We start from the raw sequence: 13,357 nt of genomic DNA, 5'->3' as shown, positions 1-13,357 counted from the left end.
CAATCAAGCCGTCGGTCGACCGCGCGTCCATCAACGAGGACTCGGGCCTTGCCGGGCTTTGGCCTATGGCACGGCGCCGCTTGCCGCCGGCCCTGTTCCACTATGTAGCGGGCGCATCGGAGGACGAGGTCACGGCCGAACGCAACGGCAGCAGTTATCGCGACTACGCATTTCTTCCGCGCGTTCTAAGGGATGTATCTTCGCGATCGTTGGCCAAGTCGCTGTTCGGCGTGGAGTACAAGCTTCCTTTCGGCATCGCGCCCATGGGGTTCACCCGCATCATTGCCGCGGACGGCGACGTCGCCTTCGCTCGCGCTTCTCAACGCGCGGGAATTCCCTTCATACTCAGCGGCGCATCGCTGACCGCGATGGAAACTGTCCGCCAGGCAGGCTCCAGCACCTGGTTTCAGGCCTATGTGCCGGGCGAGCGAGATCGGATCGGCGCTCTCGTCGAACGAGTCGAGGCTGCCGGGTTCGATACACTGGTCATCACCGCCGATACGGCGGTCCATCCGAAGCATGAGCGAGCGGCGCGTTACGGTTTCCGGTCTCCCGTTCGTCCAAGTCCCTTCTTGGCGTGGCAGGGGCTGTCCCGGCCGGGATGGTTATGGCGTACCCTGCTGCGTGATCGCATGAAAGGCACGAAGTTCTGTTTCGAGAATATGGATGCCGGCCGCGGCCCTCCTGTCTTTTCCTCGACGTTGGTCCGCGACATCGGTCGACGCGACGCGCTTTCCTGGACGCATGTCGAGGAAGTGCGCAAGCGCTGGAAGGGCAAGCTTTTGATCAAGGGCATCATGAGTGGTGAGGACGCGGCAATCGCGGAAAAAAGCGGTGTCGATGGGATCATCGTCTCCAATCATGGCGGGCGGCAGGTCGACTGCGCCGCAAGTTCGTTGGATGCTCTGCTGCGGATAGCCCAGCGCGGCCTGTCCCTTGTGCTGATGCTCGATGGCGGAATCCGGCGCGGTTCGGATGTGCTGACGGCGCTTCGCCTGGGCGCAGACTTCGTGTTTGTCGGCCGTCCCATGCTTTTCGCTGCGGCCATCGGCGGTGAACAGGGCATTCGCGAAGCGATTTCGCTGCTGGCGGGCGAAATTGACATCGCCACGGCCCTGTTGGGGGCGACTGATATCGATGCTCTGCGGAAGGTCGAGCTTGTCCATGCGCGGAGGATGGCTGCATGAGCCTCGACTTCAGTTGGCTTGGCGACAGTCTCTACCAATACTGGCTGCTGCGCGGCCTGGGTACGACAATCGTGATGAGCCTGCTCGGCATCGTGCTGATGTTCGGCATCGGGGTGGTGGGCGCCATGTGCCTTCATTTTCGGCTGCCCTTTCTCGAAGCGCTGACGACCGTTCTTGTGGAGTTGTTTCGCAACACGCCGCCTCTGGTGCAGCTCTTCTTCCTCTATTTCATGTTGTCGGAGGCAGGTCTCACGCTCACGGATCCGGTCAGCGGGCGCAGTGTTCCGCTGTTCTCCGGATTCACTTGTGCCGTCCTCTCGCTCGGGCTTTACAACGGTGCGATTGCGGTTGAGATCATCCGGTCCGGCTTGCTGGCCGTACCGTCGCAGACAGTCGAAGGCGCTCGTTCGCTCGGCTATACGCAGGCACAGACGTTCCGGTTTGTCGAACTCCCGATCGGGCTGCGTCTGTCGCTTCCGGCAATGACCAACAATGTGGTCAGCCTGGTCAAGACCTCGTCTCAGGCCGCACTCGTTGCAGTACCGGACATCATGTATGGCGCCACTCAGATTTCGCTCGAGACCTATCGAACCCTCGAGATCATGATGCTCGTCTGGGTGTTGTACGTCTCTCTCGCAAGCCTGGTTGTCATGGCGCTTCGTCGAGTTGGAGCCGCCTTCCGGATCCCGGGTTACGGGGTACAGATATTATGACCGGGGAATGGCGTGCTTTCATTCTTGGAATCATCGGGGTCCCTCTCGTGCTGGCCATCCTTCTGTTTGCCGTCTACGGCGCTGAGACGGGCTCGATCGTGGCTCAGATCGCGGCGCGAACGCCACTGCTGCTCACTGGCTCTCCCGATTTCAGCAGCCTGACCGGCGGGTTTTCGGCCAACATCATCATCAGCTTCTGGGCTATGCTGCTGTCGATCCTCTTCGGAACGATCCTGGGCATCGGCCTCATTGCCGAGGCAAAGCTGGTGCGCGTGTCTTCCGAAATCCTGATGAACGTGCTGCGCAATTCACCATGGCTCGTGGTGCTCTACGCGATGCTTTATCTTCTGCCGTTCGAGATCACGCTCTTCGGCAGCACCTTCTTCCTCTCGCCGCTGGTGAAATCCGTCATCGGACTGTCGTTGCCCGCCTCCGCCAACGTCGCCGAGGTCTTTCGCGGTGGAATCGAGGCGATCGCCAGCGGCCAGTGGGAATCGGCACGGTCGCTTGGTTACCGTCGCCTGCAGATCCTGCGGCACGTCATTTTCCCGCAAGCGCTGCCGCTCATGACGCCGAACCTGATGACGATCTACACGATGCTGTTCATTGGCACGAGCCTCGTCGTTGTGACTGGAACATCGGATGTTCTTTCGGTGGTTCGGATCGTCACTGGCAGCGACGGCGATGACCTCGCAACGGGCCTCTACATCTACGTCCTGCTGTTGTTCTTCCTCTTCAGCTTCCCGATCGCCATCCTTACGCGCTCGCTGGAGCGGCGCGTGCAAGCCAAGTGACCCCATGACCTCCCATTCCTCTCGCCCCTTCATCGAAATGCGGGACGTGCGCAAATCCTTCGGCGCAGTGAACGTCCTTAACGGCGTGTCGCTCTCCGTCCGCGACGGCGGAGTGGTCTGCGTCATCGGCCCTTCTGGATCGGGCAAGTCGACCATCCTGCGATGCATGAACGGTCTGACGCCGATCAATGGCGGCAGCATTCGGGTCGGTGACTTCGCGGTCGAGACGCTGAAGACGGATCGGGCTCTGATCCCCCTGCGCCATCAGGTCTCGATGGTGTTCCAGCAGTATAATCTCTTCCCGCACCGCACCGTGCTGCAGAATCTCACAATGGCGCCGACACAGGTCCTGAAGGAAAAACCTGCTGCCGTGCGCGAACGCGCGCATGCCCTTCTTGCCAAGGTCCGATTGTCGGGCAAGGAGAACGCCTATCCAGGCGAACTGTCAGGTGGTCAGCAACAGCGTGTCGCGATCGCCCGCGCGCTTGCCATGCAGCCGCGCGCAATCCTCTTCGACGAGGTTACCGCCGCGCTCGATCCGGAAATGGTGAGCGAAGTTCTCAACGTGATCCGTGACCTTGCTCGCGAGGGCATGACTTGCGTGCTGGTCACGCACGAGATGCGTTTCGCGCAGGAAGTTGCCGACGAGGTGTTCTTCACCGATCGCGGGGTCATCGTTGAGCACGGCCCACCCCAAACACTCTTCAAGAGCCCGTCGGACCCGCGGTTGAAAGACTTCCTCGACAAGGTTCTCTGATTTCCAGACATAGGACGATCGTCATGCCCCAGTTCAAAGTATTGGTCCCTGACGCGCATCTGCGCGACCTTGATGTCGAGCGGAGCGTTTCCGGCGACAAGCTCGATTACATCGTGTTCGATGAGACCGATCCGGCTGCCATTCCGGACAAGGTCTGGCGGGAATGCGATGCCGTGCTCGTATGGCATCGCATGAAGTTGACCGCCGACGTCATCGCGAAGCTCGACCGCTGCCGCCTGATCGTGCGGGTGGGCGTCGGTTTCGACAATGTCGACGGTGCTGCCTGTCGCGCGCGGGGCATTCCGCTCTCCAATGTGCCAAACTACGGCACGACCGAAGTCGCCGACCATGCGCTGGCAATGCTGCTTTATCTCGTGCGCGGATTGGGAACCTACGAGGCTCGCCTGAAGACCGATCTCGTCGCTGGCTTTCTGGCAGAGGATGTCCCGGTCGTGCGCCGCATCCGTGGCTCGACCTTCGGCGCCATCGGCATGGGCCGGATTGGCACCGCCATCGCGCGCCGGGCCGCGGCGTTCGACATGACGGTAATCTACCATGATCCGTACGTCCCGGAAGGTCATGACCTTGGTCTGGGGCTGGAGCGTGTCCGCACCCAGGAAGAACTCCTGGCGCGTTCCGATGTGGTCAGCCTGCATGTGCCGCTTTCGGATGCCACGCGCGCGATGATGGGCACGAAGCAGTTCGCCGCAATGAAGCCGAACAGCATCTTCCTCAACATCGCGCGCGGCGGCCTCGTTGATATCGAGGCGCTGCACGCGGCAATGAAGAGCGGACATGTCGCCGCCGCAGGCCTCGACGTCCTGCCCAAGGAGCCTCCCGTGCCGGCGCCGGCGCTGATCGAGAACTGGCGCAACAACGCGCCTTGGCTTGCCGGGCGGCTGGTCGTCTCGCCCCACGCCGCTTTCTACTCGGAAGCTGGCTACACCGATATGCGCACCTTCTCGGCTGAGATCCTGCTCGATTACCTGTTCAACGGCCGACTGCGCAACAACGTCAACCCCGGCTGGGATTCGAAGGCTGCCTGAGCGGTCGTTCACAAGCAAATGGAGTAAGTCGATGCCATTCGAACACGGGGACGCATCATTCGCCGTACTGAGTGCAGAAGAACTGGACGCGTGGCGGGAAATCCCGCCCGCCGTCGCTTCGGACTGCATGAACCGCACCCAAGTCATGAAGGCTGCGATCAAGCCGATCACGGGCAACGCCAGGCTGTGCGGGCAGGCGCGTACGGTCACCACCATGATCGGCGACTGTGGTCCGATCTGCGCATTGATCGCGGCGGCCAGGCCAGGCGAGGTTATCGTGGTCGATGCCGGCGGTGTTGAAGACACGGCTGTGTGGGGCGGCATGATGACGGAAGAGGCGGTCCATCGCGGTGTAGGCGGCGCCGTGATCGACGGCGCCGTTCGTGACCTCGCGGACCTTCGCCAGACAGGCTTTGCGATGTTCTGCCGGGCCGTCGTGCCACGTGGACCGCACCACGGCTTTGGCGGGACCATCGACGCGCCGGCTGCGGTGGCAGGCGTTCCGGTCCGGCCTGGAGACATCATACTCGGCAATGAAGACGGCGTTGTTGTCGTCCCGCTGGAGCGGGCCTCGGAAGTGCTGGCAGCGGCGCGGGCGCACCTCGTGAAAGAGGCAGACTGGCTTCATATCATCCGCTCCGGCGGCACGATCCTCGACGATTTCGTATTGGCCGCAAAGTAGCGCGGTCCTCTTTCCGGATCAGGTGTTTGTCGAAGGGCTTCCGTGGATCTGGGGCGCTCGCGGCCCGTTGCCCATGAGCGGCCTTGTGGATGCTTTGCGTGAGGCATCCGAGCCGAGGCTTCGATCATCTGGTCATGCTGCCCACCGAAAGGATGCGACTTGGCTATCCAATCCGCGGCAGCGGTGTGACGTCGGCCGCGGCGTCGGGCAAGATGGCCGGTTTCGGGACGTCGACCGGCCTCCTAAATGACAACAATTGGGCGCAAAGCGGTCGTCCAGGTCTTGGCAGACGTAAGCCGTCTTTGGGTAAAACTCGGTCGTTCAGAGTAGTGGGGTTTTGACCCTAGAGTTTTGATTTAGCGGCGGATTCAGATTTCAGGTCGATTCGACCTGAAATCCTCCGACTCTAGGCCGCCTTCTTCTTCGCCAACCTCGCTTTGATGCTGGCCACATCGGCGCGCGGCGTCGCTGCGAACAGCGTCCTAGTGTAGCTGTGCTTGGGGTCTGAAAAGACCTCGTCGCGCGAGCCGTATTCGACCGCCTCGCCGAAATACATCACCATCACGTCGTCGGCGATGTAGCGCACCACGGAGAGATCGTGGCTGATGAAGACATAGGTCAGCTGGAATTCGTCCTGCAGGTCGGCGAGCAGGTTGAGCACCTGCGCCTGCACCGAAAGATCGAGCGCCGAGACCGGCTCGTCCAGCACCAGAAGGCTCGGGTTCAGCATCAATGCACGGGCGATGGCGATGCGCTGGCGCTGGCCGCCCGAGAACATGTGCGGATAGCGGTTGTAGTGCTCGTGACCGAGGCCGACCTTCTTCAGCATCTTCATGGCGAGGTCGCGCCGCTCGGCGGCCGTCTTGTCGGTGTTGATCAGCAGCGGCTCGCCCAGCACGTCGCCGATCTTCTGGCGCGGGTTGAGCGACCCGTAAGGGTTCTGGAAGACGATCTGCACCTTGCGGCGCATCTCTTTCGACAGCGCGTTCCTGGCGATGTCGACCTTGTTGCCGTCGATGAACAGTTCGCCCGATGTCGCCGGATCGATGAGCGTGATGATGCGGGCGAGCGTGGACTTGCCGCAGCCGCTTTCGCCGACGATGGCGAGCGTCTTGCCCTTGTCCACTGTGAACGAGACACCCTTGACCGCGTGCACGGTGCGCGGCCCGCTGAACAGGCCGCCGCCGATATGGTAGTCGCGAACGATGTTCTTGCCTTCCAGAACCGTGGTGCTCATGCGGAGGCTCCCGCGGCCGAAGGCGCCGGCTCGAACAGCATGTCGGAAACGGTCGGCAGCCGGTCGCCGACGGCGTTCTCCGGCAGCGCCGACAGCAGCGCGCGCGTGTAGTTGCTCTTCGGGTTCTCGAACAGCGACAGCACGTCGGCCTCTTCCATCTTGCGGCCCTTGTACTGGACGATGACGCGATCGGCGGTCTCTGCCACCACGCCCATATTGTGGGTGATCATGATCAGGCCCATGCCGTATTTGGCCTGCAGCGAAACCAGGAGATCAAGGATCTGCTTCTGGATGGTGACGTCGAGCGCGGTGGTCGGCTCGTCCGCGATCAAGAGCTTCGGATTGCAGGCAATGGCGATGGCGATCATGACGCGCTGGCACTGGCCGCCCGACATCTGGTGCGGAAACGAGCTCAGCCGTTCTTCGGGATCGGCAATGCCGACAAGCTTCATCAATTCGATGGCGCGCGCGCGGCGCTGGGCGCGGTCCATGCCCATGTGGAAGCGCAGCACTTCCTCGATCTGGAAGCCGACGGTGAAGCACGGGTTGAGGCTGGCGATCGGCTCCTGGAAGATCATGGAGATATCCTTGCCGACGATCTTGCGCCGCTCGGACGGGCTGAGCTTCAGAAGATCGACGCCGTCGAAGGCCATGCGGTCGGCCTTGACGGTCGCGGTGTTGGGCAGCAGCCCCATCACCGCAAGCATCGCCACCGACTTGCCGGAACCGGATTCGCCGACGATGGCCAGCACCTCGCGCGGCTCGATCGACAGGTCTATGCCTTGCACGGCCATGAACGGACCGGCGGCGGTGTCGAAGGAAACGGTGAGGTTCTTGATCTCGAGCAGGGACATGCTCACGACCTCTTCAGCTTTGGGTCGAGCGCGTCGCGCAGGCCGTCGCCGATCAGGTTGATGGCAAAGACGGTGATCAGGATGGCAAGGCCCGGGAAGGTCACCACCCACCAGGCGCGCAGGATGAACTCGCGCGCTTCGGCCAGCATCGTGCCCCATTCCGGCGTCGGCGGCTGCGCGCCCATGCCGAGGAAGCCCAGCGCCGCCGCCTCGAGAATGGCGTTGGAGAAGGACAAGGTCGCCTGCACGATCAGCGGCGCGATGCAGTTGGGCAGGATGGTGACCAGCATCAGCCTGAGATGGCTGGCGCCGGCAACCTTGGCCGAGATGACATATTCGCGGTTCTTTTCCGCCATCACGGCGGCGCGGGTGAGGCGGGCGAAGTGCGGCTGCAGCACGAAGGCGATGGCGATCATGGCGTTGACCAGCCCCGGGCCAAGCACGGCGACCAGCACCAGCGCCAGCAGCAGCGACGGGAAGGCCAGGATGATGTCCATGATGCGCATGATGAGCGTATCCACCCAGCCGCGGCAGTAACCGGCAAGCAGGCCGAGGACGACGCCGGAGATCAGCGCCGTGGTGACGACGACGAAGCCGATGGCGAGCGAGAAGCGCGAGCCGTAGATCAGGCGCGAGAGGATGTCGCGGCCCACGGCGTCGGTGCCGAGCAGGAACTGGGCGTTGCCGCCCGCCTGCCAGGCCGGCGGCGTCAGGAAGAAGTCGCGGAACTGGTCGTCGGGCGAATGCGGGGCGAGCAGCGGCGCGAAGACGGCGATCAGGATCAGCAGCGCGAAGACGAAGAGACCGATAACCGCGCCCTTGTTGATCGAGAAATAATGCCAGAACTCGGCGAACATCTGCAGCCGGGCGTCCTGCGGCCTGACGACGGTCGCGGCTTCGATTGTGGCTGGGCCTTCGTTGGTCATGTCAATTCGCCCGGATACGCGGGTTGATGACGGCATAGAGCACGTCGACGATGAGGTTCACCGACATGACGATGAGCGCGATCAAAAGCAACCCGCCTTGCACGGTGAAATAGTCGCGCTTGGAAATAGCGTCGATCATCCATTTGCCGATGCCCGGCCACGAAAAAATGCTCTCGGTCAGGATGGCGCCGGTCAGGAGCGTACCGACCTGCAGGCCGATGGTGGTGACGACCGGGATCAGCGCATTGCGGAAAGCGTGCAGCCCGATGACGCGGCGCGGCGCCAGGCCCTTGGCGCGCGCAGTGCGCACATAGTCCTCGCCGAGCACCTCGAGCATGGCCGACCGCGTCTGCCTGGCGATGACGGCAAGCGGAATGGTGCCGAGCACGATGGTGGGCAGGACGAGGTGCGAGAGGGCCGAGCGGAATGCGCCCTTCTGTCCCGATATCAGGGAATCGATGGTCATGAAGCCGGTTACCGGCTTGAAGAAATAGAGAAGGTCGATGCGGCCGGAAACCGGCGTCCAGTGCAGCATGCCGGAAAACACGATGATCAGCAGCAGCCCCCACCAGAAGATCGGCATGGAATAGCCCGCCAGCGCCGTACCCATGGTCAGCTGATCGAACCAGGAGCCACGGCGGATCGCGGCGAAGATGCCGAAAGCGACACCGAAGACGATGGCGAAGATCATGGCGAAGATGGCGAGTTCGACGGTTGCCGGGAACCGCACCAGGAAGTCCTTGAGCACCGGCGTCTTGGTGGAGAACGAGGTGCCGAAATCACCGCTGAGGATGTTGGCCAGATAGGTCAGGTACTGTCGCCAGATCGGCAGATCGAAACCGAACTGGTGCATCAGCGCCGCGTGACGTTCGGGCGACAGGCCGCGTTCGCCCGCGAGCACCAGCACCGGATCACCGGGCAGGATGCGCACGAAGCCGAAAGCGAGGATGGTTATCCCAATGAAGGTCGGGACGATGAGGGCGAGCTTGCCGAGGATATAACGCAGCATGGCGGGCGAGGTGGGGCGGCGCTGTGGCGCCGCCCCGTTTCGCGAACCTTATTCGGCGATATCGACGCCGTCGAAGCGATGGATGCCGAGTGGATCCATCGCAAAGCCGGAGACGGTCTTCTGCATGGGCATGAACACCTTGGAGTGGGCAAGCGTCGCCCACGGTGCCTGCTCCTTGAAGATGACCTGCGCCTGTTCGTAGAGCTTGGTGCGCTCGGCCTGGTCGGAAACCGTCTTGGCCTTGTTGATGAGCGCGTCGAAGTCCTTGTTGCACCATTCCGCGCGGTTGTTCGAACCGACGGAAGCGCAGCTCAGGAGCACGCCGAGGAAGTTGTCCGGATCGCCATTGTCGCCGGTCCAGCCGACGATGACGGCACCGTCGTGATCGACCGCCGAAGCGCGCTTGAGGTATTCGCCCCAATCGTAGCTGACGATGTTGACGGTGACGCCGACCTTGGCGAAGTCGGCCTGGATCAGTTCCGCGGTGCGGCGTGCGTTCGGCATGTAGGGGCGCGACACAGGCATGGCCCAGACATTCATCTTGAGGTCCTTGACGCCGGCCTCTTCGAGCATCTTCTTGGCCGCATCCGGATCGTACGGATCGTCCTTCACGTCCTTGTTGTAGGACCACATGGTCGGCGGGATCGGGTTGACGGCCACCTGGCCGGCGCCCTGGAAGACCGCGTCGATGATGGCCTTCTTGTTGATGGCCATGTTGAGCGCCTTGCGCACGCGCACGTCGTCGAACGGCTTCTGCTGGGTATTGTACATCAGCGCACCGACATTGAGGCCTTCCTGCTCGTCGACCTTCAGGTTCGGATCGGCCTGCAGGCCGGCGATGTCGGCCGGCGCCGGGTAGGACATGATGTTGCATTCGCCAGCCTTCAGCTTCTGCGCACGGACCGCCGGATCGGTGGTGATGGCGAAGACAAGGTCGTCGATCTTCTGCTTGCCGCCCCAATAGTCGGGGTTGGCCTTGTAGCGGATGGCGGCGTCGGTCTGATAGTCGACGAAGATGAACGGGCCGGTGCCGATCGGCTTCTGGTTGAACAGTTCAGGCGTCTTGTCCGCCTGCAGCTTGTCGGCATATTCCTTGGAAACGATCGAGGCGAAGTCCATGCCAAGCGTCGGGATCAACGTGATCGCCGGCTCCTTGAGGGTGAACTTCACCGTCAGGTCGTCGACCTTCTCGACCTTGGTGATGTTGTCGCCGAACTGGTCATTGTAATACTGGTAGGCAATGCCCGGTATGTACTGGAACCAGGGGCCGTTCTTGTCGACCTGACGCTCGAACGAGAACACCACGTCGTCGGCGTTGAAGTCGCGCGTCGGGGTGAAATAGTCAGTGGCGGCGAACTTCACGCCCTTGCGAAGCTTGAACGTGTATTCCTTGCCATCGTCGGAAATGGACCAGCTTTCGGCCAGGCCCGGCGAGACCGTCGTCTTGCCATGATCGAATTCGACGAGGCGGTTGAAGACCGTACGCGAAGACGCATCGAACGTCTGTCCCGCGGTGTAGGGCGCCGGGTCAAAGCCTTCCGGCGAAGCTTCGGCGCAGTAGACCAAGGTTTTTGCGTTGGCCACGCCGCCCAGGACGCTTGCAGCCAGCAACGCGGCTGCAAAAGTCAGTTTCTTCCTCATTGAGCACTCCCTGATGTTTTTCCAAGCCCCTCTATCAGGCTCGCGAAGCGCGCATATAAGCACCGTTTCTCCGGCTTTGGAACACCCAGTTTGCCTACCCCATGGTAAGCGGGAAAAAAATCCTCTCCCTCTCGGAAAAATGGAAAAATTCAGTATTTTTTTCTATTCACAACATTATTAACGACCGCATTTTTTTATTGATCGCCAATCTGGCGAGATCGACGTCGCGCCCGCTTTCATATGAGCGGGAATGCCGGACGATGCAGGGCCGCTGCGCCCCGTGGTGACAAAGATTTTCGGCGGCCAATCTTTCGACGGCTTGCCGCTGGGGCAAGGCTTGCACGCCCGCCGATAGAGGCCATACATAGACAAGGCACCGGCGGCAGCGGGGGACGCCCCTGTTACTCGGAGGCGATCGCGGCAGGGGCGAACAAAACAGGGAGGGACGGTTGGCAAAAGCATCGAACAGGACGGCTCCGCCGAAGACGGCCAAGGCGACCCTGAAGCCGGCCGCGGGCGGCGACAAGCAGTCAACGCCCTCCGCCAAGAACGCAAAGGGCGCAGGGAAACCTTCCGCGGGCAAAGCGGACGCTGTTGTCAAACCGGCCGGGAAGCCGGCGGCCAAAGCCGTCCCCGCAAAGACGTCGGCGAGGGCCGGAACTGCTAGGACCGGGGCGACAAAGACCAGTTCGGCCAAGGCCGGGACGACGAAGGCCGGCGCGAGCAAGGCCGGGGCTGCACAGGCTCCATCCGTGGCCAAGCCGGCACCGGCGGCCTCGAGACCAGCGGCCGCCAAGCGATTGCCGAAAGCGCTCACCGCCCTTGCCGCAGGCTTGCCGGAAAAGCCCTGGCTGGAAAGCTACCCGAAGAACATGCCGGCCGAGATCGGCGCCCTGCCCTACAGCTCCATCGGCGATTTCCTCGTTGCCGCCTGCAAGCAATTCGCCGGCCAGCCGGCCTTCACCTGCATGGGCAAGTCGATCACCTATGCGGAACTCGAACGGCTTTCGGCGTGGTTCGGCGCCTATCTGCAATCGACCGGCTTGCCCAAAGGCGCACGCGTCGCCCTGATGATGCCGAACGTGCTGCAATATCCGGTAGCGATGATGGCGGTGGCGCGCGCCGGCTACACGGTGGTCAACGTCAACCCTCTCTACACGCCGCGCGAGCTGGAGCACCAGCTCAAGGATTCTGGGGCGCAAGCGATCGTCATCCTGGAAAACTTCGCCAGCACCTTGCAAGCGGTGATCGCCAGGACGTCGGTCAAGCACGTCGTCGTCGCCGCCATGGGCGACATGCTCGGCGGGCTCAAGGGAAGCATCGTCAATCTGGTGGTGCGCCGCGTCAAGAAGATGGTGCCGGCCTGGTCATTGCCCGGCCACGTCAAGTTCAATGCGGCGCTGAAGGCGGGCAGCGGCATGGATTTCAAGCCGGCCAAGGTGGCGGCCGACGATATCGCGTTCCTGCAATATACCGGCGGCACCACGGGAATCTCGAAGGGTGCTACCCTCCTGCACAGCAACGTGCTGGCCAATGTCGCGCAGAATTCGCTGTGGCTGCAGGACGCCTACACGGTCAAGCCAAAACCCGCGCATCTCAACCTCATCTGCGCACTGCCGCTCTACCATATCTTCGCGCTGACCGTGAATGCGCTGATGGGCATGCAAATGGGCGGTCAAAACATACTGATCCCCAATCCCCGCGACATCCCCGGCTTCGTCAAGGAAATGGGCAAGTATCCCTTCCATATCTTTCCAGGCCTCAACACGCTGTTCAACGCGCTGCTCAACAATGAGGATTTCCGCAAGCTCGACTTCAAGCCGCTGCTCCTGACGCTGGGCGGCGGCATGGCGGTGCAGAAGGGCGTCGCCGAGCGCTGGAAGGCGCTGACAGGCTGCCCGGTCAGCGAAGGCTACGGCCTGTCTGAGACATCGCCCGTGGCAACGGCCAACAAGTTCAGCTCCGGCGACTTCACCGGCACGATCGGCCTGCCGCTGCCGTCGACCGAGATCGCCATCCGCGACGAGGACGACAACAATTTGCCGCTCGGCGAGGTCGGCGAAATCTGCATCAAAGGACCGCAGGTGATGGCGGGCTACTGGAACCGGCCCGATGAGACCGCCAAGGTGATGACCAAGGACGGCTTCTTCAAGTCGGGCGACATGGGCTTCATGGACGAGCGCGGCTACACCAAGATCGTCGACCGCAAGAAGGACATGATCCTCGTTTCCGGCTTCAACGTCTATCCTACCGAGCTCGAGGAGGTCGTGGCGCTGCATCCCGGCGTGCTCGAAGTGGCGGCGATCGGCGTGCCGGACGAGCATTCGGGCGAAGTGCCGAAACTGTTCATCGTCAGGAAGGACCAGGCGCTGACCGCAGAGGCCATCACCGCCTATTGCCGTGAGAACCTGACCGGCTACAAGCGGCCCAGATACATAGAATTCAGGACGGAACTGCCGAAGACGCCGGTCGGAAAGATCCTGCGGCGCGCATTGCGCGAATAGGAGCCGG

General features: G+C 62.3%; 12 protein-coding genes. 7 read left to right on the top strand and 5 right to left on the bottom strand.

What is annotated here, in order from left to right; translation table 11 throughout:
* Positions 1 to 80 precede the first annotated feature (80 nt).
* The 6 genes from LB566_RS14410 to LB566_RS14385 are packed head-to-tail and all read left to right on the top strand — an operon-like array spanning position 81 to position 5,179.
* On the top strand, positions 81 to 1,187 hold the full coding sequence (locus tag LB566_RS14410) for an alpha-hydroxy acid oxidase (RefSeq protein WP_263498162.1): 1,107 nt from the start codon (positions 81 to 83) through the stop codon (positions 1,185 to 1,187).
* Positions 1,184 to 1,900: an amino acid ABC transporter permease gene (locus tag LB566_RS14405; protein WP_224624883.1), complete on the top strand. Its 717-nt coding sequence runs from the start codon at positions 1,184 to 1,186 to the stop codon at positions 1,898 to 1,900. Before LB566_RS14410 ends, LB566_RS14405 begins: the two co-directional genes overlap by 4 nt.
* Positions 1,901 to 1,947: 47 nt before the next feature.
* The gene (locus LB566_RS14400; RefSeq protein WP_224624882.1) at positions 1,948 to 2,694 is read left to right on the top strand and encodes an ABC transporter permease subunit; all 747 of its coding nucleotides are present in this window, start codon (positions 1,948 to 1,950) and stop codon (positions 2,692 to 2,694) included.
* Positions 2,695 to 2,731: 37 nt separating this feature from the next.
* Complete coding sequence (locus LB566_RS14395) at positions 2,732 to 3,451, top strand: amino acid ABC transporter ATP-binding protein (RefSeq protein WP_411910478.1); 720 nt, start codon at positions 2,732 to 2,734, stop codon at positions 3,449 to 3,451.
* Positions 3,452 to 3,474: 23 nt separating this feature from the next.
* Entirely contained in the window at positions 3,475 to 4,497 is a 1,023-nt protein-coding gene (locus LB566_RS14390) for a C-terminal binding protein (RefSeq protein ID WP_224624880.1), read from the top strand.
* Positions 4,498 to 4,528: 31 nt separating this feature from the next.
* Positions 4,529 to 5,179 carry an RraA family protein gene (locus LB566_RS14385; protein WP_224624879.1) on the top strand — a complete coding sequence of 217 codons (651 nt, stop codon included), beginning with the start codon at positions 4,529 to 4,531 and terminating at the stop codon, positions 5,177 to 5,179.
* Positions 5,180 to 5,585: 406 nt separating this feature from the next.
* Here the strand turns inward: LB566_RS14385 and LB566_RS14380 are convergent, their stop codons facing one another.
* From LB566_RS14380 to LB566_RS14360, 5 genes are all read right to left on the bottom strand, one after another.
* The gene (locus LB566_RS14380) at positions 5,586 to 6,416 is read right to left on the bottom strand and encodes a dipeptide ABC transporter ATP-binding protein (protein WP_140550179.1); all 831 of its coding nucleotides are present in this window, start codon (positions 6,414 to 6,416) and stop codon (positions 5,586 to 5,588) included.
* Positions 6,413 to 7,270, bottom strand: a complete 858-nt coding sequence (locus LB566_RS14375; protein WP_224624878.1) for an ABC transporter ATP-binding protein — start codon at positions 7,268 to 7,270, stop codon at positions 6,413 to 6,415. The genes LB566_RS14380 and LB566_RS14375 overlap by 4 nt, the downstream gene beginning before the upstream one ends.
* A 2-nt stretch (positions 7,271 to 7,272) precedes the next feature.
* Entirely contained in the window at positions 7,273 to 8,127 is an 855-nt protein-coding gene (locus LB566_RS14370) for an ABC transporter permease subunit (protein ID WP_224625050.1), read from the bottom strand.
* Between the two features lie 70 nt (positions 8,128 to 8,197).
* On the bottom strand, positions 8,198 to 9,205 hold the full coding sequence (locus LB566_RS14365; RefSeq protein ID WP_140550182.1) for an ABC transporter permease subunit: 1,008 nt from the start codon (positions 9,203 to 9,205) through the stop codon (positions 8,198 to 8,200).
* A gap of 48 nt (positions 9,206 to 9,253) precedes the next feature.
* Entirely contained in the window at positions 9,254 to 10,846 is a 1,593-nt protein-coding gene (locus tag LB566_RS14360) for an ABC transporter substrate-binding protein (RefSeq protein WP_140550183.1), read from the bottom strand.
* Positions 10,847 to 11,295: 449 nt separating this feature from the next.
* Here LB566_RS14360 and LB566_RS14355 point away from each other — a divergent pair, with 449 nt between their 5' ends.
* Positions 11,296 to 13,350 carry a long-chain fatty acid--CoA ligase gene (locus LB566_RS14355; protein WP_224624877.1) on the top strand — a complete coding sequence of 685 codons (2,055 nt, stop codon included), beginning with the start codon at positions 11,296 to 11,298 and terminating at the stop codon, positions 13,348 to 13,350.
* Positions 13,351 to 13,357 lie beyond the last annotated feature (7 nt).

The organism is Mesorhizobium sp. CA13 (assembly GCF_020165235.1).
Taxonomy (GTDB): Bacteria; Pseudomonadota; Alphaproteobacteria; order Rhizobiales; family Rhizobiaceae; genus Mesorhizobium.
This window is presented reverse-complemented; position numbering and strand designations above follow the sequence as displayed.